The 26107-nt window shown below is 62.3% G+C and carries 22 protein-coding genes and 1 pseudogene; 6 read left to right on the forward strand and 17 right to left on the reverse strand.

Annotated features, from left to right (window positions below):
- Positions 1–58: 58 nt before the first annotated feature.
- The 4 genes and pseudogenes from BX592_RS01105 to BX592_RS01120 all read right to left on the reverse strand — a co-directional run bounded on the left by BX592_RS01105 (position 59) and on the right by BX592_RS01120 (position 6797).
- The gene (locus BX592_RS01105) at positions 59–2518 is read right to left on the reverse strand and encodes an acetamidase/formamidase family protein (RefSeq protein WP_134189789.1); all 2460 of its coding nucleotides are present in this window, start codon (positions 2516–2518) and stop codon (positions 59–61) included.
- A gap of 345 nt (positions 2519–2863) precedes the next feature.
- Positions 2864–4120: pseudogene (locus tag BX592_RS01110) on the reverse strand (acetamidase/formamidase family protein); the annotation flags it as partial.
- Positions 4121–4174: 54 nt separating this feature from the next.
- Positions 4175–5854, reverse strand: coding sequence for an amino acid ABC transporter permease/ATP-binding protein (locus BX592_RS01115; protein WP_134189791.1), 1680 nt, complete (start codon positions 5852–5854; stop codon positions 4175–4177).
- Between the two features lie 13 nt (positions 5855–5867).
- Positions 5868–6797 carry an ABC transporter substrate-binding protein gene (locus tag BX592_RS01120; RefSeq protein WP_134189792.1) on the reverse strand — a complete coding sequence of 310 codons (930 nt, stop codon included), beginning with the start codon at positions 6795–6797 and terminating at the stop codon, positions 5868–5870.
- 405 nt (positions 6798–7202) lie between these two features.
- Between BX592_RS01120 and BX592_RS01125 the strand changes: the two genes are divergently transcribed.
- The 4 genes from BX592_RS01125 to BX592_RS01140 all read left to right on the forward strand — a co-directional run bounded on the left by BX592_RS01125 (position 7203) and on the right by BX592_RS01140 (position 9534).
- Positions 7203–7550: a DUF4148 domain-containing protein gene (locus BX592_RS01125; protein WP_134189793.1), complete on the forward strand. Its 348-nt coding sequence runs from the start codon at positions 7203–7205 to the stop codon at positions 7548–7550.
- 53 nt (positions 7551–7603) lie between these two features.
- Positions 7604–7804 (forward strand): hypothetical protein, encoded by a 201-nt coding sequence (locus BX592_RS01130; protein WP_134189794.1) that lies wholly within the window; start codon positions 7604–7606, stop codon positions 7802–7804.
- A 204-nt stretch (positions 7805–8008) separates the two neighbouring features.
- A complete protein-coding gene (locus BX592_RS01135; protein ID WP_134189795.1) occupies positions 8009–8446 on the forward strand; it encodes a GNAT family N-acetyltransferase in 438 nt (145 codons plus the stop codon).
- Between the two features lie 131 nt (positions 8447–8577).
- Positions 8578–9534 (forward strand): alpha/beta fold hydrolase, encoded by a 957-nt coding sequence (locus BX592_RS01140; RefSeq protein ID WP_243849234.1) that lies wholly within the window; start codon positions 8578–8580, stop codon positions 9532–9534.
- A 45-nt stretch (positions 9535–9579) separates the two neighbouring features.
- Here the strand turns inward: BX592_RS01140 and BX592_RS01145 are convergent, their stop codons facing one another.
- The 3 genes from BX592_RS01145 to BX592_RS01155 form a co-directional block, all read right to left on the reverse strand.
- Complete coding sequence (locus BX592_RS01145; RefSeq protein ID WP_134189796.1) at positions 9580–10257, reverse strand: response regulator transcription factor; 678 nt, start codon at positions 10255–10257, stop codon at positions 9580–9582.
- 488 nt (positions 10258–10745) lie between these two features.
- A complete protein-coding gene (locus tag BX592_RS01150; protein ID WP_134189797.1) occupies positions 10746–12059 on the reverse strand; it encodes a sensor histidine kinase in 1314 nt (437 codons plus the stop codon).
- A gap of 267 nt (positions 12060–12326) precedes the next feature.
- On the reverse strand, positions 12327–12665 hold the full coding sequence (locus tag BX592_RS01155) for a hypothetical protein (RefSeq protein ID WP_134189798.1): 339 nt from the start codon (positions 12663–12665) through the stop codon (positions 12327–12329).
- Between the two features lie 90 nt (positions 12666–12755).
- Between BX592_RS01155 and BX592_RS33695 the strand changes: the two genes are divergently transcribed.
- Positions 12756–12905 (forward strand): hypothetical protein, encoded by a 150-nt coding sequence (locus BX592_RS33695; protein ID WP_166676286.1) that lies wholly within the window; start codon positions 12756–12758, stop codon positions 12903–12905.
- 139 nt (positions 12906–13044) lie between these two features.
- Here BX592_RS33695 and BX592_RS01160 read toward each other — a convergent pair whose 3' ends face one another.
- The 8 genes from BX592_RS01160 to norR all read right to left on the reverse strand — a co-directional run bounded on the left by BX592_RS01160 (position 13045) and on the right by norR (position 21568).
- The gene (locus BX592_RS01160) at positions 13045–13311 is read right to left on the reverse strand and encodes a hypothetical protein (protein ID WP_134189799.1); all 267 of its coding nucleotides are present in this window, start codon (positions 13309–13311) and stop codon (positions 13045–13047) included.
- Positions 13312–13445: 134 nt separating this feature from the next.
- The gene (locus BX592_RS01165) at positions 13446–14114 is read right to left on the reverse strand and encodes a MarC family protein (RefSeq protein WP_134189800.1); all 669 of its coding nucleotides are present in this window, start codon (positions 14112–14114) and stop codon (positions 13446–13448) included.
- A 152-nt stretch (positions 14115–14266) separates the two neighbouring features.
- Positions 14267–15826, reverse strand: coding sequence for a DHA2 family efflux MFS transporter permease subunit (locus BX592_RS01170; RefSeq protein ID WP_134189801.1), 1560 nt, complete (start codon positions 15824–15826; stop codon positions 14267–14269).
- Between the two features lie 104 nt (positions 15827–15930).
- A complete protein-coding gene (locus BX592_RS01175) occupies positions 15931–17241 on the reverse strand; it encodes an HlyD/EmrA/EmrK family protein (protein WP_134189802.1) in 1311 nt (436 codons plus the stop codon).
- A gap of 69 nt (positions 17242–17310) precedes the next feature.
- Entirely contained in the window at positions 17311–18822 is a 1512-nt protein-coding gene (locus BX592_RS01180) for an efflux transporter outer membrane subunit (RefSeq protein WP_134189803.1), read from the reverse strand.
- Positions 18823–18859: 37 nt separating this feature from the next.
- Complete coding sequence (locus BX592_RS01185; RefSeq protein WP_134189804.1) at positions 18860–19297, reverse strand: MarR family winged helix-turn-helix transcriptional regulator; 438 nt, start codon at positions 19295–19297, stop codon at positions 18860–18862.
- Between the two features lie 134 nt (positions 19298–19431).
- Positions 19432–19869 (reverse strand): MarR family winged helix-turn-helix transcriptional regulator, encoded by a 438-nt coding sequence (locus BX592_RS01190; protein ID WP_134189805.1) that lies wholly within the window; start codon positions 19867–19869, stop codon positions 19432–19434.
- Between the two features lie 103 nt (positions 19870–19972).
- A complete protein-coding gene (norR, locus tag BX592_RS01195; protein ID WP_134189806.1) occupies positions 19973–21568 on the reverse strand; it encodes a nitric oxide reductase transcriptional regulator NorR in 1596 nt (531 codons plus the stop codon).
- A gap of 124 nt (positions 21569–21692) precedes the next feature.
- Here norR and hmpA point away from each other — a divergent pair, with 124 nt between their 5' ends.
- Positions 21693–22874, forward strand: a complete 1182-nt coding sequence (gene hmpA, locus BX592_RS01200; RefSeq protein ID WP_134189807.1) for an NO-inducible flavohemoprotein — start codon at positions 21693–21695, stop codon at positions 22872–22874.
- A 121-nt stretch (positions 22875–22995) separates the two neighbouring features.
- Here the strand turns inward: hmpA and BX592_RS01205 are convergent, their stop codons facing one another.
- Positions 22996–24234 (reverse strand): YbfB/YjiJ family MFS transporter, encoded by a 1239-nt coding sequence (locus BX592_RS01205; RefSeq protein WP_134189808.1) that lies wholly within the window; start codon positions 24232–24234, stop codon positions 22996–22998.
- A 243-nt stretch (positions 24235–24477) separates the two neighbouring features.
- On the reverse strand, positions 24478–25953 hold the full coding sequence (locus BX592_RS01210) for an NCS1 family nucleobase:cation symporter-1 (protein ID WP_134189809.1): 1476 nt from the start codon (positions 25951–25953) through the stop codon (positions 24478–24480).
- Positions 25954–26107 lie beyond the last annotated feature (154 nt).

Genomic DNA, 26107 nt, shown 5'->3' on the forward strand with positions numbered 1-26107 from the left:
GCGCGGATGAAAGACTCCGGTCCGCGCCGGCTCTGGCGCTCGGCGCGGCGCGGTCGCGCTAATCACCGTCGATAAACATCGACTTGCGAATGATCGCGTGCACACCCCAATTTCCATCCACCACCTGCGTTACGCCAAAATCCACCGCGACCGACATCAGCGAAATCGCTTCGTCTTCGCTTAGCCCTTTGGTGGTCATCAGAAACCTTCTCGTCTTGATGAACGCATCGCGCATCGCCAGATCGAGCGTCGATTTCTCGTACACCTTGCTCTGCGCATGCGATCCGAACTCCGCCAGATAGTTAGGGTGACTGAATCCATGCAGTACCCATTCGTCCGCAGTTTCGACGAGTGGATACGTAAGGTCCGCGAACGGTTGCCCGGCAAGCGTCGCCTTCTTGTGCAGGATCAACTGGAAATCACCGGTCAGCGAGCATTCGATCGCGGTGCCGCATAGCTCCGAATCGCCCTGCGATGCGTGCGGATCGCCAATCGATAGCAATGCGCCAGGCACGCCGACGGTCAGATACACACTCGCGCCGCGTGCGACGCGCCAGTTATCGAGGTTGCCGCCGAATGCGGACGGCGGAATCGAATCGATCAGGCCGTCTTGCTGCGGGGCGACCGCAATCAGGCCAAAGTGCGGCCGCACGGGAATGCGTACGTTCTTCAACACGTTGTGATTCTCGACGACCGTCGCATGATCGACCGGCACACCCGGATAATCGATTGTCGGATGCACAACGCCAAACGGATCGCGCTGCGGCGTCCAGCGATAGTTGTAGACGGCACGCGCAAACGACGCGCCGTGCTCCGGCAATTCGGCGTCGAGCTCATAGATCGTGATCACTTCGCGCGGCTTCGGCTCGGTCAGCAGTTCGCGATAGTGAAAGCCCCACCATGCCGCCGCGTTGCTGCCAAATGCGCGGCCCGCGAAATGCGGATTCGCGCAGCGGCGTGGATGCACGTCGAGAATCCTGACTTCGAGCACGTCGCCCACTTCCGCGCCGCGAACCGCAACCGGGCCCGTGCAGATATGCACGCCGAAGCCTTCGCCCGCACCGCGCCCGTAGATCGATGCGTTGAGCGGGCCGGCGCCGCGCCGGTCCACGTTCTTGCGCTCGGCCGTCCAGTGAAACACGCTTTCCGCGCCGGGGTCGCCGGCCACCATACGCGCCCAGTCGTCGGATGCGTGTTGCGTGAGCGTCTCGATCGTGACGGTGTCGCCGCTGTCCACTTCGAGCACTGCTTTCAGGTCGTGAGAGAAATAGCCCCAGTGCACAGTGTTCGCGGTTGCGCGCAATAGATGATGTCGCGGCCTTGCCGGCCGTCGTCCGGCACTTGTGCTTTTGGCCGGCTCTAAACGCGTCTGTGCGGGTGGACGGACGACAATCGTGTCGTCGTCGGCTCCATTCGTTTCGCGCGCTGCATCAAGCGGTATTGCCGACGCAAAAGCGTCTTCGGCCGGCGCAGACTCGCGCGGTACAGCCGGCGCCGTCTGCGCAAGCGACGATTCCGCATTCAACGGCACACCGCGTGACATGCGCCGCACCAGATGCCGCGCGAGTTCAAGACTCGCTTCATGGCGAAACACGCGTGGCGACATTTGATACTGCTCGCGAAATGAACGGCTGAAATGCGCGGGATCGTTAAAGCCCCAGCGAAAGCAGATATCCGAAATGGACATCCTTTCGTAGAGCGGATCGACAAGCTCCGCGCGACAACGCTCGAGCCGCCGCTGCCGCAGATACGCGGAAAAGCTCTGCCCCACCGTTTCGAACAGCTTCTGCAGATAGCGCGACGACACGCCCGCTTGCTGCGCGATTGCAGCGAGGCTGATATGCGAATCGCCGAGCCGTTCGTCGATCGTGCGGCACACCCGCGTGAAGATCGCCGCCTGCGACGCGGTCAACCCGCTGATACTCGCTTCGTGCTGATGACCCGCGAGACACGCGACGAGAAATTCCGCGAGCGCAAGCTCGAGCGGACGCAGCTCGCTAATGGACAACGTGTCGACACTCTCCGCAATCGACGCGAGAAACCCTGAAAACACGTGTCCGATGCCTGCGTCCGCGGCGATTCTCCCGGCGCGCATCGACGACGAGGCGAACAGGCGTGAGCCGATCGCCGCGCGCGGCACACGCACGATAAAGACGCGAAAGTCTGTCGGAAACACCAGCGACGCGTGCTCGCGCGACGGCAAGTAGACGATGTCGTGCACCGCCACCGCTTCGCGCCGGCCATCGACGACGAGCGTCGCGGCGCCGTCGACCGTAAGCACGATTTGCAGACTATCGGCAGCAGACGTCTTTAGTTCGAGCGTCTGCGCGCCCGAGGTGAGGACACTGAGCGAAAAGCCGCCGATCGACGTCCGCGATTCGATCGTGCCGTGCAGCGCGCGCGTGCCGTGCAACGCGCCGCCACTGCTGCGCAGGCCGAGCCGATCGAGCGCAGCACGCCACGCGCGCAGCCGCTCCGCTTGTGGATAGGATTCGGTCGTGAAGCGCAGCGATTCCAACGAGGGACTCCCGGGTCGTGACACGCGACGCGGGAGCGTCGCACAGCAACGCCCAGAACCGGTTCGGTCGGTTTCCTCGCACAGTGCCGGACGCGTTATACGGCAATCCAAGGCAACCTTTGTGCCACCGACGGGGAAAGACACGACCGCCGATGCGCGGCGCATGAGAGCGGACGCACCGCCGAGTATCGACAGGTTGCACGAACAACAAGCGATGCCCTTTTGATGAGCATAAGCGCGTGCATGCCTGCGCCAGCGTCGCGCATGTGCACTGTGCTGGCGCAATACATGTAAGCACCGCGTCAGCTGCGTTCCATCAACGCGTCAGCGAATCCAACTCAACGCTCAACGCGCGGCAAACACGTTCTTCCGGATTGACCCATGCACGCCCCAATTGCCGTCGACCACCTGCGTCACGCCGAAGTCCGCCGCCACCGACATCAATGCAATCGCTTCATCCTCACTCATCCGGTGCACCGTCATCAGAAAGCGGCGCAGCTTTCGGAACGCGTCGCGCATCGCTTTATCGAGGCTCGCATGCTGCGCCACTTCGAGCTGCGCGTTCGGGCCCAGTTCAGCGAGATAGTTCGCGAACGTGAATCCGTACACGGACCACAGCTCATCGGTTTCGAGCATCGGATGCGTGAGCCCTTCGAGCGTCGTGCCGCCCAGATCGTTTTTCTTGTGCAGCACGAATTCGAAATCGCCGGTCAGCGAGCATTCGATCGCGGTGCCGCCGAGTTCGCTGTCGCCTTGCGCCGCGTGCGGATCGCCGACCGAGAAATACGCGCCGTCCACCGCGACCGGGTAGTACATGCGCGCGCCCTTGCCGATCCGCCAGTCGTCCATATTGCCGCCGGTATAGCCCGGCGGTATCGAGCTCACGTAGTCCGCTTCGGCGGGCGCGAGCCCCATCGTGCCGAAGTGTAGCCTTGCGGGCACCTTGATGTTCGGCAAAATGTTCTCGCGCTTGCGCACGAGCGTGTGGTCGACTTTCACGCCCGGATAGTCGATCATCGCGTGCACCACGCCGTCCGGGTCGGTCTGCGGCGTCCAGACGTAGTTGTAGACCGCGCGCGCGTGCGGTTCGCCGGTGGTGTCGAGTTCGAAGATCGTCACGACTTCGCGCGGCTTCGGTTCCTCGATCAGATCGCGATACTGAAAGCCCCACGACGCCGCGACGTTCGACCCGAAGCAGCGCCCCGCATAGCATGCGTTGCAACTCGGACGCGGACGCACATCGAGAATGCGGACTTCGAGCACGTCGCCCGCCTCAGCGCCTTCGATCGCCACCGGTCCGGTCAGCAGATGCACACCGACTCCTTCGCCGGAACCGAGCTTGAATGGCCCTTCGGTCGGGCCCGCGCCACGACGCGGCACCGCCTTGTGCTCGCGGGTCCAGTGGAACACACTTTCGGCGGCCGGGTCGCCGGCAACCATCCGTTCGTGGTCGTCGTTCGCGTGATGCGTGAGCGTCTCGATCGTCACGCGGTCGCCGGAGCGCACCGTCAGCGCGGGCGCCACCTGCTTGCTGAAATAACCCCAATGAATCGTTTTCGTCGATACGGGGAGGGTGTGGTGCTTCATCGGTGTCGAACCTCGTGTCGTGAGGAACCCGACGCAGCCGGCGCCGGGCAATGCGGATTCGGTTGCGGCTCAGGGCGCGACTTCGAAACGCGTGTCGGCGCCCATCACGTTGAGGAAGCGCGTCGTCAGCGGATGACGCGGGCGCGTTAGCAGTTCATGCGCGGGCCCTTCTTCGACGACATTGCCGCCGCTCATGAACACCACCCGGTCGGCGACCTGATCGGCAAAGCGCAACTGGTGGGTCGAAATAATCATGGTCAGGCCATCTTCGAGCGCAAGGCGCCGGATCACCTCGAGCACTTCGCCGACGAGTTCCGGGTCAAGCGCCGAGGTCGGCTCGTCGAGCAGCAAAACGCGCGGATTCGGCGCGAGCGCCCGCGCAATCGCAACACGCTGCTGCTGACCGCCCGATAGATGACGCGGCAGCGCGTCGGCGCGATGGCTCAAGCCAACGCGGTCGAGCAGCTCGTATGCACGGCGATCCGCAGCGGCAGCATTCATCCCGTGTACCCAGCGCAACGGACCGGCAATATTCTCGCGCGCGCTCAAATGGCTAAACAGATTGAACTGCTGGAACACCATGCCGACGCCCACGCTCGCGCGCTCGTTCGCGATGTCGCGCGCATTCATCGGGCGGCCGTCCTCGCGGTAACCGAGCCTGCGTCCACCAACATGAATCTGGCCGGCGTCCCATTGCTCCAGATGGTTGATACAGCGCAGCAGCGTGCTCTTGCCCGAACCGCTCGGGCCAAGCAGCGCGATCACCTCACCGGACTGCACGGTCAGATCGAAGCGATCGAGTACGGTCTGCTTGCCGTAGCGTTTGTGCAGCCCCATCACGCGTACCGCGGCCGGCCTTTGCGCCAGTTCCGCATAGCGTTTCGCGCGATCGGGACGCGGCGCGCCGACGACGCGCAATGGGCCTCGCGACGACGTCTGCGAGTCCGTTGTCGACGTTGTCGTTTGCCCGTTTTCCGCCGATTGCACGGCGGCGATCGCAGCTTCATCGCCGGCACGACCGTGGTTCGACTGCCCCGCGTCATTCTCCGCACGCGCGGCCCGTCGCCAGGGCAGGAACCGCGCGAAACGGTCCGACGGAGTCCGATCGAGATCGAGTGCGGCCTCGGCCATCAGCTGAATCATCGCGATCGCGCCGGTCAGCACCAGGTACATCAAACCCGAGGCGAAGAAGATCGAAAAGAAATCGAACGTCGACGACGCGAGCTGCGTGCTGCGCAACGTCAGCTCGTCGACCGCGATCACCGATGCGAGCGACGAGTTCTTCAACGCACTGACGGACTCGTTGCCGAGCGCCGGCACAATCGTGCGGATCGCTTGCGGCGAAATCACGCGGCGCAGCAGCACGGCAGGTGTCATGCCGAGCGCCTGCCCCGCGAGCAGTTGGCCGCGATCGACGCCAAGCACGCCAGCCCGCAGAATCTCCGCGATAAACGGCCCTTCGTTCGCCGCGAGCGCGAGACCCGCCGCGCCCAGCGCGCTCAGCTTGAGTCCGATATGAGGCAGCGCGTCGTACGCGAACACCAGTTGCAAGATCAGCGGTGTACCGCGAAAGATCACGGTGTAGCCACGCGCGATGACCGCCAGCGGGCCGACCTTGCTCAACTGCATCGCGGCCAGCACGACGCCCACCAGCAAACCGCCAGCGAGCCCGAGCGCGGTCACCGCAATCGTGAAGCCGATCCCGCGCAGCAGATACGGCAAACTCAGGTAGTGCAGAAACAGATCCATCGGTCAGCCGCGTTCAGTTCGAGACGATAAGCTTCGGCGCTTCGAGGTTTTCCGACGGCAGCGACCACTTCTTCAGCAGTTGTGCCTGCGCCCCGGACTTCTGCAGCGCGACGAGCGCCGCCATCACCGCTGCGCGGAACTCAGGCTGGTTCTTCGGCACGCCGATCCCGACCGAATACGGCAGCGTCACCGCGCTCGCCTTTTCGAGCTTGTCCGGGTATGCCTTCACCGCCTGATCGACGGTATTCACATCGTTGATGTACGTGTCCGCGCGGCCCGCCAGAATCGCCTGAATACAGTTCGCGTTGTTGTCGTACAGCTGCACGGTCGGCTCGGGCTTGCCCGCGGCCTTGCATGCCGGCGCGAGATTGTTGATCAGCGGGATTTCGACATAGCCGGTGTTCTCCGCGGCCGTCGCCCCGCACATCGACGGATTGATACCGGTGATCTTCTTCGGGTTGCCTTTCGCGACCAGCACACCGTCGAACACCTTCGAATACGTGATGAAGTCCGCCGCCTTCGCGCGCTCCTCGGTTGCGTAGATGTCGGAGATCACGATGTCGGCCTGACCGCTTTGCAACGTCGTCAGCAGCGCGGCGAACGTAACCGGCTTGTAGGCCATCTTGAAGCCGAGGCAATCGCCGATCGCTTCGCCCAGGTCGATATCGAAGCCAACGTACTTGCTCGGATCGTTCGGGTCGAGTGCTTCGTAACCCGGCGTATGCGGGTTGATCGCGTTGGTGAGCGTCTTGCCCTTGAGCTGCGGGTACTTTGCCTGGAGCGCGTTGCACTCGGCGGGCGTGGCAGTCCCCGCGGCCATCGCGCGGCCGGACATCAGCAGCACCAGCAGACAAACCACGCCGATAACGACTTCGCGCCAACCCGCGCGCGTGGCGGCCGCGCGCAGGCGGCCCTGCCCGTAGTCGATAACTTCGGTATGCATCGCAAGACTCCGTGAGCGGCAGATGTCAACGGCACACCCCATGTACGCCTCTTTGCATCGCACGATCGCAAGCGTAGGTGGAGGAAATTCGCCGGACTTGTCCCGATGCGCACAAATGCCTGGATGCAGGTGAAGCAGCGCGGCGGCCCCTGCTTTCCGCGCAAAGGTGAGAACAAACGGGAGACAGGTATTCGAAAGGACCCGTGCGGGGTCGCAATGCGCTGACTGCACTGCACTGCACGGCGCGGCGGCGCAAGCGCTCTGCCGCCCTTGCAGGTCGGGCGCGCCTCGCGATGAGTCGAATGAGCGGTTTGCTGATCCGGCCTGCGATTCACGTGGCACATGGAGAACCCTAAAGTTCGTCCATGCCGTCGACAACGGTAACCCATCGGGAGTTAGCTCATCATGAAACGTCTTAGCCAGGTCCTCGTCGTCGCATCGTTCATCGCAATGCCACTTGTCAGCCATGCTGCGGATACCGCGCCTGCCTCGCGTGCGCAGGTTCGCGCCGAACTGTTCGCCGCCGTGCGCAACGGCCAGTACCCGCAAAGCAGCACGCATTACCCGGATGCCGCGCCCGACGCGGCGACGACTTATGCCGCGAGCCACGCGGCAGACCGCGCGGCCGCAGGCAAAGACACATCCTATGGTCCGTCGACCGCCGCAAGCAGCGCGACCAGCAAGCGCGTGATCACGATCGATACGCGCTGGGATGATCGTCCGGTCCTCGGCAACCTGTATAGCCACCCATAACCGGTTGCAACACTCACCCACCTGCTCATCCATTCACTGTATTGAGGTCCATCATGGTCGAAACCTTCGCTTTCGCTTATTGGGTCAGTCTCTTCGTGCTGTTCGCCGTGTTCGCGGTAAGCGGTATGGTCGGAATCGGCGCGGCAGCTACCGCACTGCTGCGGATTCATGCGTATCCCGCGCGTGTGCTGGGCGCGGTCGCCGGTGCGGTGATCGGCTTTGCGGTGCTGGGCACGCTGCCGATCTTCGGTTGATTTCACGTAGACGTTGTTCGCGCAGGCGGTTCGCGGTCCGCTGCCGGGTTCGGCGGACCGCCTCGAGCACCAGCAGGTTCGTCGCTCAGGTGATCCCGAATCTTCTCACCTTCGTGAATCGCATTTGAACCGACGACCCAATCCTCACAGATGAATTACGATGCAGGCGATCGTCCTCCCACGCAGACGAACCGAACAAACACAATGAACGATGCCATTCGCTTGCGCGCCGCGACGCGAGACGACGAAGTGTTTCTGCTGGAGCTACGCAAGCTCACGATGACCGAGCATCTCGTGCGCGCCGGCGAACCGGTCGATGACGAGTCGCATCGGCTGCGCATGCTGGCGAACTTCGAGACTGCGCGGATCATCTGTTGCGATGCGCAGCGCATCGGTCTGATCAAGCTCATTCGGTCGGAAGACGACTGGCGCCTTCAGCAGATACAGATCCTGCCCGGCTATCAGGGCCGTGGCATCGGTGGAGGTGTGATCCGCGCGGTACTCGCCGAAGCGCGTGAAGCCGGCGTCACGGTGTCGCTTCGTGTGCTTCGACGCAACCCGGCGATGCGTCTGTACGAACGGCTCGGTTTCCAGATCACCGCCGAGTCCGATATCGACTTCAAGATGACGTGCAAGCCCTGACTTTCGCCTATCGCGCTGTCGCATCGCACTCGCCGTCGCACGATTTAACCCACGGCTCATTGACGGTCGATAGAATCGTCGACGGTTGATTTGAACCGCTCGATTCATCTTCTTGCGTGCGAAGGCATCTCATGAATATTCGTCGAAAAATGGCCACCGGGCTTGTCGTTTCGCTTTGCGGACTGACCGCGATCGCCGCGCGCGCCGAGACTCAACGCTATTCACCGGAACCCATGTGCAAGACGAACAATCCACCAACCGGCATCGCAGCGCAGGCTCGCGAGCAGATCGCGGACACGCCGCGCGGTCAGATCGCTTACTACAGGTTAGGCAATGGCAGCCCGCTCGTGCTGGTCACGGGTTTTCGCGCGACGCTGACCGAATGGGATGCGGCCTTTCTCACCGAGCTTGCGAAGCAGCATGATGTGATCGTCTTCGACAATCGCGGCGTGGGCCGTTCTGAACCGAATGCAAGCACCTTCTCGATCGAAGACATGGCACGCGACACAGCGGCACTGATCGATGCGCTGCATCTGCAGCAGCCGACAGTTGCCGGCTGGTCGATGGGCGGCGCGATCGTTCAGCAGTTGGCCATCGACTCGCCCGCTTCGATCGGCAAGCTGGTGCTGCTCAGCGCGCCGGCGCCCGGCAGCTCCGGTACGCCGGTCTCGCCGCAGGTCGAAGCGATGTTGTCCGGCAAGCCCGGTGTCACATTGCACGATGTGATGGGCGTGCTGTTTCCGGCAGCGGACGTCGACGAAGCGTCGCGCTGCTTCAAGCAGGATATGTTCACACCGGCGGACTACGGCAAGCACAGAATTTCCGCTGCGGTCACCGCCGGACAAACCGACGCGCTGCGCGATTGGGAAGCGAATGATCAAGCCGCGCAAGCGCTACGCGCGGTACGTATTCCGACGCTCGTGATGAGCGGCAACGAAGATACTGTCGTGCTGCAGAAGAACGCGGAAGCGTTAAAGCAGTTGCTGCCGAACGCGCGTTTGCTGGTTGTAGAGGCGGGCGGCCACGCGATGATGTATCAATACCCGGCCGGGCTTGCGCGCACGATCAGTTCGTTCGCCGGGCAGTAGGCGCGCTAACGTGCCGCAAGCGACGCCGCGTTGTTTCAGGCGCATTCAGTTTTTTGCGGCGGCGTCGTTTAGCATGACCGTCCAGCCGAGTCCGCGCACATTGCGTATGACCGTCACGCCGAACTTCTTGCGCACCGAGTGGATCAGCACGTCGACCGCGTTACTTTCCACCTCTTTGCCCCAGCCGTACAGCCGGTCTTCGAGTTGCTCGCGAGACAGTATCGTACCGGGCCGCTCGAGAAACGCCAGCATTAACGCGAATTCGCGGGCCGACAGCACGGACGTCACGCCATTGCAGCACAGCGTGCGTTTGTCGAGATCGAGGCTTAGCGTGTCGTCACCCAGACGCGATACCGCGTAGCCCGCCTTGCGCCTGATCACCGCGCGGATTCTCGCGAGCAGTTCGGGTACCTGAAACGGTTTGAGCATGTAGTCGTCAGCGCCGAGATCGAGCCCTTGCACGCGGGCGTCGAGATCGTCGCGCGCGGTGAGGATCAGCACCGGGACCGGGTTCCCTTTCGTGCGGCAGCTTTTCAGCAGTTCAATGCCGCTCATTCCCGGTAAGCCAAGATCGAGCAGCACGACGGTGTATTCCGCCGCCTCGATCGCCGTGCAGCCGGCTATACCGTCGCGCACCCAATCGACGCTGTAATCCGCATCCTTTAGCGCGCGCAGCAGGCTTTGTCCAATTTGCAGGTCGTCTTCAATCAGTAGCACTCGCATGATTTCGTGTCAGACAACGAATATGTAGTGTTCGATCTGCGGCGCAATGAACATGAAAACCGCTCGGCAGAGCGGTTTTCATATCAGGCCGTAGCCCCGCCGGCGCGTGCGGAGGAAGACCAGGAGGAGCAGGGGGTAGCGACGCCGGGTATCGGAATAATAGCCGACTCGAGAGCGTTCAGGACAACGGAAATGGCGCACGCTCACGTCTTTGCGTTCACCATGAGTCGGATTGCATTGCATTGCATTGTAGTGAGTCACGGCGCGCGGCGTTTCGCGCAAAAGCGCAAAAAAAAGCCGACCGCATGCGGCCGGCGAATGATTCTGGCCAACGCCGATCGCCGAGCCAGAATCAGAGGGGCCAGAGATTCGTATCAGCGGGCAGCGTCACGTATCGCGGGCCTGTCCTCGGGAGACAGGTCAATCGTACGTGCGGAAAATGAGCGGCGAATGAGCGCTATCCAGCCAAGCGGCAGGCGGCTATGCGGCTACACCGCGATTCTGAAGCCGATCGATGCAACGATTCCCGATCGGCCGTCGTCGCGATTCCTGAGCGATGCGGTGCCGCCATACTTGGCCACGATCGCCTTGACGATCGACAGGCCGAGACCGCTGCCTTCAATATCCGCATTCGCGCGAAAGAAGCGATCGAATACGCGCGGTAAAAGGTCTTCCGCAATGCCCGGCCCCGTGTCGATCACTTCGATCCATACCATGTTGCCGCGCACTTCGGTGCGCAAGTCGACTTTGCCGCCGTCCGGCGTATAGCGGATCGCATTGCTGACGAGGTTGCGGATCGCAATGCCAAGATCCGCTTCGATCGCCCGCACTTTCGCACTCGCCATTTCCTCCGCGCCGATATCGATGTTGCGTTCCATCGCGATCGGCAACACTTCGGCCACCGCGTCGACCACGACATCCGATACGTCAACCAGCGTGACCACATCGGTCTGCAGCGACGCATCAGCCCGCGCGAGGCGCAACATTTGCGCGATCATGCTGCCGCTGCGCGCGATGCCGCGGCGCAGTTCCTGAAACCGCTCCTGATTGCCCTGCACGATATCGCGCTGCAGGTTGTCCGCCTGCAATTGCAGCGCGGTGAGCGGCGTGCGCAGTTCGTGCGCGGCATCGGAAATAAACTTCCGCTCCGTCTCGATCGATCGCGCGAGGCGTTCGATCATCCGGTTGATCGAATCGATAAACGGGCGCAGTTCGATCGGTACGCCACGCGTAGGCAGTGCTTGCAGGTGCGCGGCGTCGATCGCCTGTACTTCGGAACCGAGCCGGTTCAACTGAAGAAACGAAAAGCGCACGACCAGCATCACAGCCGCACAAACCAGTGGCACCAGCACGAGGATCGGCCATAGCGTTTTCACCGCGGCTTGCTGCACCAGTTCGTGACGCACTGCCGAGCGCTGCGCAACCTGGATGACCCGTGGCGGTTCGCGCAACGTATAGATACGCCATTGCTCGCCGTTCACGATCTGCGAACTGAAGCCGCCCTGTGCGTCCCGCGGCAGCGGCAATGAAGGTTCGGTGGAGCGGTATGGCGTTTCGAGATCGTCGCGCCAGATGGTGATCAGGATGTCGCGGACCGGCTGCGAACCGCGCGCCGCAATCTCTGGAATCGCATCGCCCAGACCGCCGCGAAGCCGGTACGCGACCTGCTCGAGACGTAAATCGAGCAGCGCGCTCATGCCCGCTTTGGATAACTGATAGGAACTGATGCCCTGGACAATGCCGACCACACTGACGACCGCGCATAGCGCCAGCACGAGTTGGGTTTTTAGCGATCTGATCATGGCGGCGCGGCGACAGAGTGACGTTGACGAAGACGCCCGAGTCGATCCGGAAGCGAAAGACCGGATCCGGCCGGTCGCAAAGCGACTGGAAAGCTCGTCGCAAGGCCTTTTTCGAATCGATTCTACTCTACCGATGCTGCGCCCGGTTCAAGCGTACGCATGCCCGAACGACTCAAACACGAAGGGCGCACAGCCTGCGCTGTACGCCCCCGGTGGAGTTTGTGATGCTCATGGCCTGACGTTCGTTGCGAAGGCAGACAACAAGGCTTAGTGATGCAGAAAGATTGAATTCATACCGACGTCATTAGCCGGGTCGTATGCGGGGCGGCCGGACTTGGACATGCCGCTCGCGACACCACCGTAGCCTTCCTGGTCAGCCGGTTGCGCGGTCGTCGTGTGATCCGGTGCAGTGGCCGCAGCGGGCTGGCCCTGGTCGGCGGCCGGTGCATAGCCGATTGCTTCGATCTCGACAATCTGCACATATTCGCCAGCATCAGCAGACTGAGCGGTGAACTGAACAGCGGACTGAGGAGCGGACTGCGCAAAGCAAACGGCCGGCAGAACGAGAGCGGCGGCAACAGCAACGGTCTTGATCAGCGATTTCATGGTAATTCCCTCCGGTGATTTTGATGGTCTGTGGTTCAGGCGTTGTGTCTTCCCACAGACACCATCGTAGTGACGGAGAATTAGCGAAGAATGAGTGGCCTCAGCGATACTGTTGTGCACCGTTTCTCGACGCCGAGCAGCGGCGTCAGCGCTTATGACGAGCCCGTCACCTACGGCGGTGCGTCGTGTATCGATGTGAAGAGCGCGAGTTTCTGTTGCGTCGACAACGGCCCGGTATAAATGCCCGCGAGGACGATACGCCTCACGGTATGCAGCGTTTCTCGCCGATTGCCGTTAGCCGATTCGGGCCGCGCAGGCGAGCCGCGCGATTAACGCAAGCTGCCCTGCCCGCTCAACGAGACGGTCTATCTGTTGCGCATCAGCGCCAGTAGCCGTACGCGTAGTACGGCCGATGCCAGCCGTAAGGATACCCATAGTAGCCAGCGACAACGGGCGGCGCCACATACACCGGCGGGGGCGGTGCGTAGTAAACAGGTGGCGGCGGTGCATAGACCGGCACCGGTACGACCGGCACCGCAGGCACGACCGGCGCGATGCCGACCCCGACAAACACATGCGCTTGCGCGACGCCGATCATGCCGCCGGTCAGCGCGCCAGCGACCAAAAGATGGCGGATCCCTTTCATGTCGTTCTCCTTGAGCGCGGATGCGGTTGCTTCGAACGCATCGGACAACGGAGAGTGTGACTGCGCACAATGAGCGAAGAATGAGCCGATATAGAACGGGCCGGGCCCTCGCCGGAACGCCGCGCGCGATATCGCTACGGGATATGAATCGACGTGACCAGGTCAGCAACACCAAGCCACATGATCTGCACGCCAATGCATAACAGCACGAACGACAGTAGCCGCATCACCACCTGAACCCCAACCGCGCCGAGCAGTCTCTCGAGGTGCCCCGCGAATCGGACACACACATAGATGCTCGCGCACAGAATAAGCAGCGCGATGCCAACGCCGATCAGGTGACCCGGCGACAGCCCCGCCTTCGGCGACCCCGTCCCCAACGCAATCGCCACCGAGATCGCACCGGACCCGACGGTGATCGGCAACGTCAGCGGATAGAACGCTTTCGCGCGCAACGATGCGTCGTGATCGATGCCGGTTGACGGCGGCGCGTCCTTTTCAGCGGCGTCGCCGGTCGGAGACTGCAGCAGGCTCCAGCCGGCGGCGGCGATCACGATACCGCCCGCGACCCGCAGCACCGGCACCGAGATGCCGAAGAACGAAAGAACGTAAGCACCGATCGACAGCGAGCCGAGCAGGATGAACAGACTATTGACGGCGATGCGCGTGGCCAGCTCGGCCCGCTCCGCTTGCGTCGCGTGCGGAATCATCGTCAATGTGATGAATGCAGTCGCCGGTGGATTGATGACCGGGAACAGACCGGTCACCAGCAGGAGAATGGTCTTGATCAGTTCATTCAGCATAGGCTGAGCATCCGTCGGGGGCGGCGCACGCTGCGCTCCGACCGCATTGTTACCGGGCTCAGCCAGCTGTGGCAAGGCCGGTTTTCCCGCACCGGCGATGCGTTAAACCGAGGTTGCCGCGCAACGCGCTTATCGCCTGATCGACTTGCGGTTCAATGTGCACCGGCCGCGGCACCCGCTGCGCCGCCCTTGGCCGGCTTCGTCAGCCAGATCAGCGGAATGATCAAGATAAAGATCACAGCCGACAGCCAGAAAATGTCATTCAGCCCAAGCATCGCGGCCTGCGCATTCAGCGAGCGTTCGAAGAACGCCAGCGCCTGATCGCTGCTGCCGCCTAGCGTCGTATGCAGCGAGCCGATCGTGCCGTTAAAGGTCGGATTGTCGATGCTCGCCTGCTCGGTGAGTCGCGAGTAGTGCAGGATTGTGCGGTTGTTCCAGCCGGTCGTTGCCAGCGATGTGCCGACACCGCCCGCGAACACGCGCACGAAGTTCGACAGGCCGGCCGCCGCGGGAATCCGTTCGGGCGGCAGCCCAGACAGAATGATCGCCGTCAGCGGCACGAAGAACAGCGCCATCGGAATGCCTTGCAGCAGCGTCGGCAGCACGAGCGTCCACGCGTCGACACCGGTCGTATAGCCCGAGCGCATGAAGAACACGATCGCGAAGCCGATAAACGCCAGCGTGGCCAGCACGCGCGCGTCCGATTTCGGCATGATGCGTGCCATCACCGGTGCGAGCAGCACCGCGAATATGCCAAGCGGCGCGGTCACTATGCCCGCGTCGACCGACCGATAGTTCAGATAGCCCTGGATCCACTGCGGCAGAAGCACAAGATTGGAGAAGAACAACGCGTAGCCGATCGAAATCGCGATCGTGCCGCCTCGGAAATTGCGCACGGCAAAGAGCCGGAGATCGACCACAGGGTTCTTCTCGGTCAGTTCCCAGATCAGGAAGAACACGAAACTGACCGCCGCGAATACGCCGAGCCCGCAGATTACCGGCGAATTGAACCAATCGAGGTCTTTGCCCTTGTCGAGCATGATCTGCAACGACGCGACCCATGCGATCAGGGACAGCAGCCCGATCTTGTCGATCGGCAGATACCGCGTCCGCGTTTCGCGAGTCCGATAGATCATCCATGTCACGGCTGCCGCAAATAGCCCAACCGGGATGTTGATGTAGAAGATCCATGACCATGAATAGCTGTCGGTAATCCAGCCACCGAGTGCCGGGCCCGCAATCGGGCCGACCGTCGCCGTCATCGCCCATAGTGCGAGCGCATGCGAGCTTTTCTCCTTCGGATACGAGCCGAGCAGGATCGCCTGCGAGAGCGGAATCAGCGGGCCGGCCACCGCACCCTGCAGCACGCGCGCGGCAAGCAGCACGATCAGATTCGGCGCAATACCGCACAACCATGACGACAGCACGAACAGCAGAATCGCGCCGACAAACAACCTGATCTGGCCGATGCGCTGCGTGAGCCAGCCAGTCAGCGGAATCGACACCGCGTTTGCCGCGGAAAACAGCGTGATCACCCACGTGCCTTCGTCGACCGATACGCCGAGATTGCCGGAAATCGTAGGGATCGCGACGTTCGCAATCGACGAGTCCAGCACGTTCATGAACGTCGCGAGCGCAACTGCGAGCGTTGCGAGCACCAGTTTTCCGCCGCTTAACGGCGGCGGGCTCGCGGAGTTCGTCGAAGTGTCCATTTCTCGATTCCTTTTTTGCGTTCGCTGGTTTCAGTACGTGTTCTGACAATCTGATGTGTCAGATATACGGATCAAAAAGATCGCTCCACGGTTTGCGGCTCGATTCAGCTCGCCGGTTGCACCGAATCATGCTGTGCCGCTGTATTTGCGGTTGCGGCTTTCGCGGGATGGCCGTGCCTCGCGTCGGCGGATGCGGTTTGGCCTTCCTCTACGATATTCGCCGCGATGATGCGTGCGATTTCGTTGTCAGCCTGCGCACCGTACGCGGCAAAAACGTCGGTCCGGTACGCGGTATTGATCGCGGCGCCTAGCTGATGGCCGGAGTCATCGCGCGTCTCGACGTCGACCTGCATCGATAGCCCGATTCGCAGCGGATGTGCGTCGAGTTCGCGCTGATCGAGCTGGATACGCACCGGCAAGCGTTGCACGACCTTGATCCAGTTACCGGTCGCGTTTTGCGGCGGCAGCACCGCGAATGCGGCGCCCGTCCCTGCTGAAAATCCGACCACGCGCCCGTGATAGGCGACTTTGCTGCCATACACGTCGGCGCTCAATGTCACCGGCTGGCCGATGCGCATCCGTCGCAGTTGGCTTTCCTTATAGTTCGCATCGACCCATACGCCGTCGAGCGGCACGATTGCCATTAGCGGCGTGCCCGGGGCGACGCGCTGACCGACCTGCACCGAGCGGCGCGCTACATAGCCGGTAACCGGTGCGGGCAGCGTGTTGCGCGCGTAAGCGAGGTACGCGTCGCGCACTTTCGATGCGGCGGCCTGAACGTTCGGGTGTTGCGCGACCGTCGTGCGGTCGGTCAGCGCGCGGTTCGCTTGCGCCTGTTGACGCGCGGCATCGAGCGCCGCCTGCGCGGCAGTGACCGCGTCGCGTGCGTGCGCGACGTCTTCGGCCGACACCGCGCCGGTATCCGCAACGGCCTGGCGGCGCTTCAAGTCGCTCGTCACGCGTGCGAGATCGGACTGCCGCTGCGCGACAGTCGCGCGATAGAAATCGTTATTCACGTACAGGCTGCTGACCTGCCGCACCGTTTGCGCAAGCGCGGCTTCCGCGTTGCCGAGCGCCACTTTCGCATCGGCTGGGTCGAGCGTCACGACCGGGTCGCCTTCGTTGACGATCTGCGTGTCGTCGGCATTCACCGCGACGACCGTACCGGTCACCTGCGGTGTCAGTTGCACGAGATTGCCGCTGACATACGCGTCGTCGGTGGACTCATGGTATTGGCCGACCGTCACGTAGTACGCGCCGTATGCGGTGCCTGCGACGACGACCGCCGCGCCGAGTAGCGCGAGCAGGAGCGTCCGCTTGCGCGATGCCGGCGCTGTCTGTGCGTCCTGAGGCGATGCGGGCGCCGCGTCGGCTACCGCTGCGTTCGTTTGCTTCGGGGTGTCCATTTCGCTCATTTCAATCTCCAGGGCTGAATCGTGCGGGTGCCGTGTCCGGGGGGCTTGCATGGGTTGCATGGGCGCGCGTCAGCGCGAGGCGGTGGAAGATCGCGCGGTATCGGTCGCCGCGAGTCCCACCGCATCGTTCGTATCCGACGCATCCGTATATCCGCCGCCTAACGCAGCGGCGAGTGCGATCTGCTGATCGCGACGATTCATCGTCAGGTTCGCAACGGCCTGGTCCGCCGACAGCGCATTCACGTCCGCGTTGAGCACGGTCAACTGGTTTGTCAGCCCTGCCTTGTACTGAGTGAGCGCCAGTTCGTCCGCACGGCGTGCCGCGCTTTGTGCCGTCTGTGCGTCGTCAAGTTGACCGTCGGTTGAGCGGATATCGGCCAGTTGCGTCGCCACTTCGCTCAATGCGGTCACGAGCGTCTGGTTGTAGGTCGCGACCGCATAGTCGAATTCCGCGTAGCGTCCCTTCAGTTTTGCGCGCAACTCGCCTGCGTCGAAGATCGGCAAGTGAATGGCCGGCCCTGCGGAAACCGTGCGGCTCGCCGCGTTCAGAAAGCGGCCGAAGCCGAATGCGTCGAGGCCAATCGCGGCGCTGAGGTTGATGTCCGGATAAAACTCGGCCTTCGTCGATTTGACCTCGTGCGTCAACGCGTCGACGCGCCAGCGCGCCGCGACGATATCCGGGCGGCGGCTCACCAGGTCCGCCGGCAGATTGTCCGGCAGCCGCACTTCATCGCCGATGCCAAGCGTGGGGCGCGCGATCTGCAGCCCGCGGTCCGGACCGGCGCCAAGCAGCGCCGCGATCTGATAACGTGTCGTGACGATCGAGCCGTCGATCGCTTTCAGCGCTGCACGGCTCGTCGCGAGATTCGCCTGCGCGGTCTTGCGCTCGACTTCGGTGTCGAGGCCGGTTGCGATGCGTCCGGCGGTGATGCGGTCGATCTGTTCACGCTGTGCGATTTCCTGCTGGGCGATATCGCGCAGCAGATAGAGCCGCGCCAGCTGGTTGTACGAACGCGCGACCGCTGTCGTCAACGTCAGCCGGACGACTTGCGCGTCGGCTTCGCTCGCCTGCAATTGCGACAGCGCGGCCTTCAGCGCTTCGCGGTTTTTACCCCACAGGTCGAGTTCGTACGACGCGCTGAGCACGCCCTTGTTTTCCGACTGCCAGCTTCCCGCAAACGGCGGTGGCACATAGGTCGTGCCGGAAAATTGCTGGCGCGTATACGAGTAGCTGGCATCGGCACGCGGCAAGGTCGCGGCTTTCGCGGTCTCGCTGTAAGCGGCCGCGGCGGCCACCCGGGCACGCGCCTGTTCGATCGTCGGACTGACGTTCAGCGCTTCGTCGATCAGCGCCTTCAGCTGCGCATCGCCGAACTGATCCGCCCAGTCGCCGGTTGGCCAATGGCCGCCTTCCGACGGCATGCTCTGCTGTGTCGCATAGTACTGCGGCTTTGCCATCTGCTTGTCGCTATGGATGCCCGCATAGTTCACGCACGCGGACAGCACCGCCGCACCTATCACCGATATACCGGCTTTCAGTCCACGAAACGCACAGTGTGTCGCTTTTGATTGACTGCTCATTTTCTGACCTATCAGATATATGGGTTAAAAAAACGGCTCAGTCTTGCAATAGCTTGTGTAACAGACGGCACAGTTCGTCATACTCCGCGCCGGAGAAACTCCGCAGCCGCGCGTTCAACACGTCCGGCGCGAGTTCCGCGACGCGCTGCGCGGTTGCCCGTCCCGCGGCGGTGAGCTGCAGATTGACCACCCGACGGTCCACCGTGTCGCGCGAGCGCACGATCAAACCGAGTCCTTCGAGCTTGTCCAGCATGCGCGTCATCAGGCCCGAATCGACACCGAGGTGTCGCGACAAGCTGGCCGGCGTGGTGTTCGATCCGCGCAGCAGCGACATCAGGATGCCGATGTGTTGCCCCTTCACGTGCATCCCCTTCAGCGCAGAGTCCATGTCTGCTGAGATCTGATTGCGCACCTTGTTGAGCACGAACCCGACGCTGCCGATCTGATGAAAGTTGTCCGGTGTATAGAACGACATCTCTGGCTCCTTCATTCTCTGCATGAACAATAGCTGATGCATCAGATACTTTCAAGAAGATTTTGACAGAGCGTATCGAACCGCGTTCGGGCCAGGCGGAATGGTGATGTGGAGTCGGTTAGCGGAGCGGCCGGTTAGTCGTTGACGAACTTGCGCAGCAAACGGCGCAATTCTTCGACCTCGGCCTTGGTGAATTTCTTCAGACGTTCGTTCAGCACGGCGGGCGCGATTTCGGGAATTTGCGCGGCCACTGCGCGGCCGCTGCCGGTTAGCGAAAGATTCACGACGCGCCGGTCTTCGTCGTCGCGGGAACGCACGACCAGACCCTTCGATTCAAGCTTGTCGAGCATTCGGGTCATCAAGCCGGTATCGATGCCGAGTGTTTTCGACAACTCGAACGGCGTGCTCGCGGTTTGCTGTTTCAACAGCAGCAGGATGCCCATTTGCTGGCTCGAAATATCGACTTCCTTCAGCGCGGCATCCATTTCCATGATGATCAGGTTGCGTGCCTTGTTGAGCGCGAAACCGACGCTGTCCATCAGATTGAAATTCTCTTTGGTGTAGTGCCGCACGGGAATCTCCTCGATGAACGCAATGATGGTCTGGCTGACCGATCAGATACTACCAAATCAGTTCCTGACCGACGAGCGTGCTGGCGCAGCGGGGCAGGCGCTTCTATTTAAGCCCGAGACGCTTCGCCAGCCGGTTCAGGTTCGCGCGGTCCATCCCCAACGCACGCGCAACGGCCGCCCAGTTATTGTCGTGCCGCTCCAGCGCACCGGATACGAGAGAGCGTTCGAACGCGATCACCGAGCTGCGGAAATCGCCGGGCGCATCCGCGTCATCCAGTTCGCTTTGCCCCGCTGCACGCTGAGCGGCGACCGATGCGGGCGCAGTCGATATGCCGAGGTCCAGCGCAGTCAGCGTCAGGATGCGCGGCCGTTCGCGGTGCCGCGACAATGCCTTGAAGGCGCTTCGCCCGATCATATGCTCGAGCTCGCGCACATTGCCCGGCCACCGGTAGGCAAGCAGCGCCGACTGGGCGTCGGTCGCGAGCCGGATGCTCAGCAACCCGAGGCGCGCGCGGTTTTCCTCGAGGAAAAAGCCGGCCAGCAGCAATACGTCGCGCCCACGCTCGCGCAACGGTGGCACGCGCAGCGGATAGACGCTCAACCGATGGTACAGGTCCGCACGGAACCGGCCGGCACGTACCTCTTCGGCAAGATCGCGGTTGGTCGCGGCAATCAGCCGCACGTCGACCTTATGCTCGCTGTCCGAGCCGATGCGTTGCAGTTGCCCATTCTGCAGCACGCGAAGCAGCTTGGCCTGCACGGCGAGCGGCAATTCGCCGACTTCGTCAAGCAGCAGCGTGCCGCCGTCCGCGAGTTCGAACTTGCCGCGCCGGTCCGATGATGCCCCCGAAAACGCGCCGCGCACATGCCCGAACAGTTCGCTTTCAACTAACGTGTCCGGCAATGCCGCACAGTTCAGGCTGATCAGCGCCTTGTCCGCGCGCGGCGAACCCGTGTGAATCGCACTGGCCACGAGTTCCTTGCCAACGCCCGTCTCGCCGGTGATCAGCACCGTCAGATCGCTATTCGCGACCGTACGGATTTCATCGATTAATTGCCGATGCGCCGCGCTACTGCCGATGATTTCCCGGGTTCTCGGTCCACTTGCCTGCCGGTACGCTTCGGCCCGTTGGCGTTCTTCTTCGGTATTGCGCGCGAGGGTATCGATGCGCTCGGCCACACTGACCGTGGCGGCCGCCAGACTGAGAAACGCCTGCAGCAGACTCATGTCGACGCTATCGAAGCGCGCGGGGTTGAGTGCGTCGAGCGTTAGCAGGCCCCACGGACGCCCGTTGATATAAAGCGGACAGCCAAGACAGTCGTGCACTTCGAGGTGGCCGCTCACGCCTTGCACGAGACCGTCGTACGGATCCGGCAAGCCTGAATCGGCAGGGAAGCGGGTCGGTTCCCGCCTCGCGAGCAGCGCGACAAAGCGTGGATGGTCGCTCACGCGAAAGCGCCGGCCCAGTGTGTCGCTGGTCAGGCCGTCGATCGCAAGCGGCACGAGCGTATCGCCATCGAGCCGCAACAGCGCGGCCGCGTCGCCGGAAAAAAGCTCGCGCAACGTGGTGAGCAGGCGCCGGTAGCGCTCGCCATCAGACAGGTCGCGCGACAGGTCCTGGACCAGCGGCAACAGCGCGTCAAGCAGGCCCGATGCAGTCAGCGCGACTACTTCAGTAGTCGATTCGACTCGTGTCATATCCACTTCGGCTATTCGTAATGCACTGATTTTAATACAGATCAATGCTGGCCCGCTTCATGCGTTATTAAGCGCGAACCCGCTTGCCGGGTCTTCAGCCACTCATAGAAAAGAGGTAAGGTCCATGCTGTCAGCCGAACATCGCGCCATCGTCAAAGCCACCATTCCGCTCCTCGAAAGCGGCGGCGAAGCCCTCATCAGCCACTTCTACAAGACGATGCTGTCCGAGTATCCGGAAGTGCGTCCGCTGTTCAATCAGGCTCACCAGGCCAACGGCGACCAGGCACGCGCGCTGGCGAACGGCGTGCTGATGTACGCGCGTCATATCGATCAGCTCGAGCAGTTGGGCGGCCTTGTGTCGCAAATCGTCAACAAGCACGTGTCGCTGAACATCCTGCCCGAACATTATCCGATCGTCGGTGCTTGCCTGCTGCGAGCGATTCGCGAGGTGCTTGGGGCCGAGATCGCGACCGACGCGGTGATCGACGCGTGGGGCGCGGCTTATCAGCAGCTCGCCGATATCCTGATCGGTCTCGAAGAAGGCGCGTATGCGGCGAAGGAAACCGCAAAGGGCGGCTGGCGCGGCACGCGCAAATTCACGGTCGCGCGCAAGGTGCGCGAGAGCGACGAGATCACGTCGTTCTATCTGCGTCCCGCGGACGGCGGCGATCTGCTCGACTTCGAGCCGGGCCAGTACATCGCGCTGCGCGTGGTGATAGACGGCGTGGAGGTGCGCCGTAACTATTCGCTGTCGGCCGCCGCGAACGGACACGAGTATCGGATCAGCGTGAAGCGCGAACCGAACGGCAAGGTATCGAACTACCTGCACGATCATGTGATCGAAGACGACACGCTCGATGTGTTCGCGCCATCCGGCGACTTCACGCTCGAAGACAGTTCAAAGCCGCTCGTGCTGATTAGCGGCGGGGTCGGCATCACGCCGACGCTCGCGATGTTGCGCGTTGCGCTGAAGACCGCGCGGCCGGTGCACTTCATTCATGCGGCGCGTCACGGCGGCGTGCATGCGTTCCGCCACTTTATCGACGAACTCGCAGGGCGCCATCCGCAGCTGAAGCGCTTTTATGTGTATGAGAAGCCGCGCGCGGAAGACAGCGCGCCTGATGCGGTCGGTTATCTCGACGAAGCACGGCTGCGCGAGTGGATGCCGGCGACGCACGACGTCGACGTGTATTTTCTCGGGCCGAAGTCGTTTATGAAGGCCGTCAAGAAGCATCTGGAAACGCTCGGCGTGCCGGCCAGACAGGCGCGCTATGAGTTCTTCGGACCGGCTTCCGCGCTGGATTGAACGGCGCGCGATCCCGCTAGCGGATTGGGTTGACCGTTAGCGCTTCAGCGAGCATTCGATGCGATGTATGTGAGCGAAGAGACGTGCGGTACGACGTCTCTTTTGTTTTGCTCTTCCACGGTCACCCGCGGCTTGCGCGCGAAGCGCGAGCCGCAAAACGCGATCCGATCAGATCGGCCAACACGCAGATAAAGAACGCCGCCGCGCTGATCGCGAACAGCATCCGATGGCTTCCGCCACTGCCGTTGAAGATCGACGAGCAGATGTAGCCCGCGGCCGCCTGAAATGCGGCGAACATGATCGTCAGGCGGCTCCACGCCACATTCTGTCCCGCGTGATTGCCGGGAAACACTTCGTGCACGCGAGCCAGCATCATCGGCACGATGCCGGGCGGAAAACTGCCGATCATCACAGCCAGCACGCCGATCGCGACACGGTTGCCCGACATCGCGAGCAGCAACGCGAACATGCCCTGCGCCAGCATCACGAAGCGCATGCTGCGTGCGCCGCCGAGCCGATCGGCGAGCCAGCCATACAATGGCGGCCCGGCGATCGCGCCAACGCCGTACAGGACCCAGTACAGCGCGCCGATATGCGTGCCCGCACCGAGTCCGCGCGCAATATAGTCGACGAGGAACACCATCGTCGGCACGATACCGAAGGCGACGACCGCGTACTGTGTGTACAACACATGCACCTGCGCGCCTGCGGGCTGATGCGGGATCGCAGACTGCTGATGAGCGTGCATCACTGCGGCATGGGCATGCGCGGAAGGCCAGGCGGTCCAGGTTGCCGCGGTCAGCACCGCTGACAGCACGCCCAGGCCAATCCACGTCTCGCTCAAGCCCAGATTGAGCAGCAGCGGTATCACCGTGCCCGATCCGGCAATGCCGAGCCCGAGCCCAAGAAACAGCGCGCCGCTCGCCAGGCCTCGTCGGTCACCCGGCACGTGCGGCATTACGGTTGCGGCCACCAGCACCATCACCGCGCCGCCGCCCACGCCGGACAGCAACCGCCACACAAAAAACCATGTGACCGACACGGGATAGCCGCACGCGAAGAATGCGGCGGTAACGAGCACCATCATCACGCGCAGCGTGTGCCCGTTCGTCAGATGGCGGCCCAGCGGCCGGCCAGCGATCGCGCCGATCAGATAGCCCATCAGATTGGCCGCGCCAAGATAAACGACATCGGCTGTCGCGAACCAGTGCGCCTGAATGAGAGACGGTAGCAAAGGCGTGTACGCGAAACGCGCAAGCCCGATGGTCACGAGACTCGCGCACAGGCCGGCGAAAATATAGCGCCACGTTGATGCGCGGCGCTCGACACTAGTCGCAGCAGAAGATGTATCGGTAGACATCGCGGGAGATGGATTCTGGCTGGCCCGCATGAATCTGCGGAGAATGAAAAGCGGCCGACGCGTCGCGTCGACATGACGTGTCGGGTATGAGACACTCATCCTAGTCAATGGCGTCAAGAATTATTAGAGGCTCTTTCAGGAAGAGTGTGTTGCCAACGACCTTTTAAAAAACGAAAGCGCCATGCGAGCCAGCCCGCATGGCGCCATTCCACTCGTCGACGTTTTTACGCCGTATCCCGAACGTTAAACGCGCCTCGCCGCGCGCATCAACCCGACGTACGCCACCGCGCCGGTAATCGCACCGATCAGCCAACCGAAATTGTTTTGCGGCAACACGCGCAGCAACTGCGTGCAAAGCTCCCAGCCGATCGAAATGCAACCGGACACGATCAGTGCGATCACCCCCATCCGGTTCCATCCGCCGTCATAGTAAAAGCGGCCCTTCGGCGACATCGTATAAAGCTCAGCCGTCTGCACCTGCTGTTTTTTGATCAGATAGAAATCGGCCATCATCACGCCATAGAGCGGCGCAAGCACCGCACCGAACACGCTGACGAAAATCGTGATCGCCCGCGCGCTGTCGACGAAAATCCACGGACACACCACCACCGCGAGAATCGATGCAATCAGCCCGCCGCGCTTGAAGCTCACATGCTTCGGGAACAGGTTCGCGATGTCATAAGCGGGCGATACGAAATTGGCAACAATGTTGATGCCCATTGTCGCCACGATAAACGTCACGCTGCCGATCACCACCGCGAACTTGTTCTGGATGCGCGCCACAATCTCCACCGGGTCCATGATCATCTGGCCGAACACGGTCGCACTGCCCGACGTGACGATCACCGTGATGATCGCGAATGCAATGAAATTCACCGGCAGGCCGAGGAAATTGCCGACCTTCATCTGCTGCTCGCTTTTCGCGAAGCGCGCGAAGTCGCCGAAATTAAGCAGCAGCGCGGCGAAATAGCTGATCACCAGCAGAATCGCGTTGCCCATCGACGCCAGTTGCTGGCCGCCGGTCAGCTTTTCGCCGCCGAGCGTGAGGCTCAGGCTGCCAAGCCCGGCTTGCATCAGAATCCACGCCATCAGCGCGAACATCACCACATAGACGGCGGGCCCGCAGAAGTCGATGAATTTGCGGATCGTGTCCATGCCGCGCTGGAAAATAATCAGCTGGAAGATCCACATAAACAGGAAGCTGACCCAACCGAGGCCGTCGAGGCGCAGGAAACTGAACTGCGTCAGCGATGCCGAAGCGGGAATGAACAGCACAAGCAGCGTGGCGACTGCCTTCGACGCGAAAAAGGTTTGTACGCCATACCAGACAATACCGACTACACCGCGAATGACCGCCGCGAGGTTCGCGCCCATCACGCCCATGCTGACGCGCGCCATCACCGGAAACGGAATACCGTGCACGTAGCTCGGCTTGCCAACCCAATTCATCAGCACGTAGACGACCAGGATGCCGATCGTCAGCGCAATCAGCACCTGCCAGCCGGAAATGCCAAGCAGGAACAGGCTGGCCGCGAACGTATAGCCGCCGACGCTGTGCACATCGGACATCCACATCGCGAAGATGCTGTAACCGGTCCACGTCCTTTTATCGTGCGGAACCGGCGCGAGGTCGCGATTGTGCAACCGCGCATCCGCTTGCTCAGTGATCCCATCGATTCCGTGCGGCGCGTCGCTGTCGTAGAGCGGTGACGTGGACATGGCTTCCCCCTTAAGGGTTAACGACCGGTTATCTGCGAGAGTGCAGCGCGTTTGCTCGGTGCCATGGCGCGGTCCGCGGATGCGGCAATGCGGCGGACGGGATCGCGTCGGAGATTCGTTCTTATGCTTGCAATATAGATTGTTTTAGTTGCGC

Source organism: Paraburkholderia rhizosphaerae, from assembly GCF_004366595.1.
Lineage (GTDB): Bacteria > Pseudomonadota > Gammaproteobacteria > Burkholderiales > Burkholderiaceae > Paraburkholderia > Paraburkholderia rhizosphaerae.

What these genes read in the sequence shown, in the direction of transcription:
- BX592_RS01115 (WP_134189791.1), bottom strand. Translation starts at nt 5,854, where the DNA reads ATGGATCTGTTTCTGCACTACCTGAGTTTGCCGTATCTGCTGCGCGGG.
- BX592_RS01120 (WP_134189792.1), bottom strand. Translation starts at nt 6,797, where the DNA reads ATGCATACCGAAGTTATCGACTACGGGCAGGGCCGCCTGCGCGCGGCC.
- BX592_RS01125 (WP_134189793.1), top strand. Translation starts at nt 7,203, where the DNA reads ATGAAACGTCTTAGCCAGGTCCTCGTCGTCGCATCGTTCATCGCAATG.
- BX592_RS01130 (WP_134189794.1), top strand. Translation starts at nt 7,604, where the DNA reads ATGGTCGAAACCTTCGCTTTCGCTTATTGGGTCAGTCTCTTCGTGCTG.
- BX592_RS01135 (WP_134189795.1), top strand. Translation starts at nt 8,009, where the DNA reads ATGAACGATGCCATTCGCTTGCGCGCCGCGACGCGAGACGACGAAGTG.
- BX592_RS01140 (WP_243849234.1), top strand. Translation starts at nt 8,578, where the DNA reads ATGAATATTCGTCGAAAAATGGCCACCGGGCTTGTCGTTTCGCTTTGC.
- BX592_RS01145 (WP_134189796.1), bottom strand. Translation starts at nt 10,257, where the DNA reads ATGCGAGTGCTACTGATTGAAGACGACCTGCAAATTGGACAAAGCCTG.
- BX592_RS01150 (WP_134189797.1), bottom strand. Translation starts at nt 12,059, where the DNA reads ATGATCAGATCGCTAAAAACCCAACTCGTGCTGGCGCTATGCGCGGTC.
- BX592_RS01155 (WP_134189798.1), bottom strand. Translation starts at nt 12,665, where the DNA reads ATGAAATCGCTGATCAAGACCGTTGCTGTTGCCGCCGCTCTCGTTCTG.
- BX592_RS33695 (WP_166676286.1), top strand. Translation starts at nt 12,756, where the DNA reads ATGAGTGGCCTCAGCGATACTGTTGTGCACCGTTTCTCGACGCCGAGC.
- BX592_RS01160 (WP_134189799.1), bottom strand. Translation starts at nt 13,311, where the DNA reads ATGAAAGGGATCCGCCATCTTTTGGTCGCTGGCGCGCTGACCGGCGGC.
- BX592_RS01165 (WP_134189800.1), bottom strand. Translation starts at nt 14,114, where the DNA reads ATGCTGAATGAACTGATCAAGACCATTCTCCTGCTGGTGACCGGTCTG.
- BX592_RS01170 (WP_134189801.1), bottom strand. Translation starts at nt 15,826, where the DNA reads ATGGACACTTCGACGAACTCCGCGAGCCCGCCGCCGTTAAGCGGCGGA.
- BX592_RS01175 (WP_134189802.1), bottom strand. Translation starts at nt 17,241, where the DNA reads ATGAGCGAAATGGACACCCCGAAGCAAACGAACGCAGCGGTAGCCGAC.
- BX592_RS01180 (WP_134189803.1), bottom strand. Translation starts at nt 18,822, where the DNA reads ATGAGCAGTCAATCAAAAGCGACACACTGTGCGTTTCGTGGACTGAAA.
- BX592_RS01185 (WP_134189804.1), bottom strand. Translation starts at nt 19,297, where the DNA reads ATGTCGTTCTATACACCGGACAACTTTCATCAGATCGGCAGCGTCGGG.
- norR (WP_134189806.1), bottom strand. Translation starts at nt 21,568, where the DNA reads ATGACACGAGTCGAATCGACTACTGAAGTAGTCGCGCTGACTGCATCG.
- hmpA (WP_134189807.1), top strand. Translation starts at nt 21,693, where the DNA reads ATGCTGTCAGCCGAACATCGCGCCATCGTCAAAGCCACCATTCCGCTC.
- BX592_RS01205 (WP_134189808.1), bottom strand. Translation starts at nt 24,234, where the DNA reads ATGTCTACCGATACATCTTCTGCTGCGACTAGTGTCGAGCGCCGCGCA.
- BX592_RS01210 (WP_134189809.1), bottom strand. Translation starts at nt 25,953, where the DNA reads ATGTCCACGTCACCGCTCTACGACAGCGACGCGCCGCACGGAATCGAT.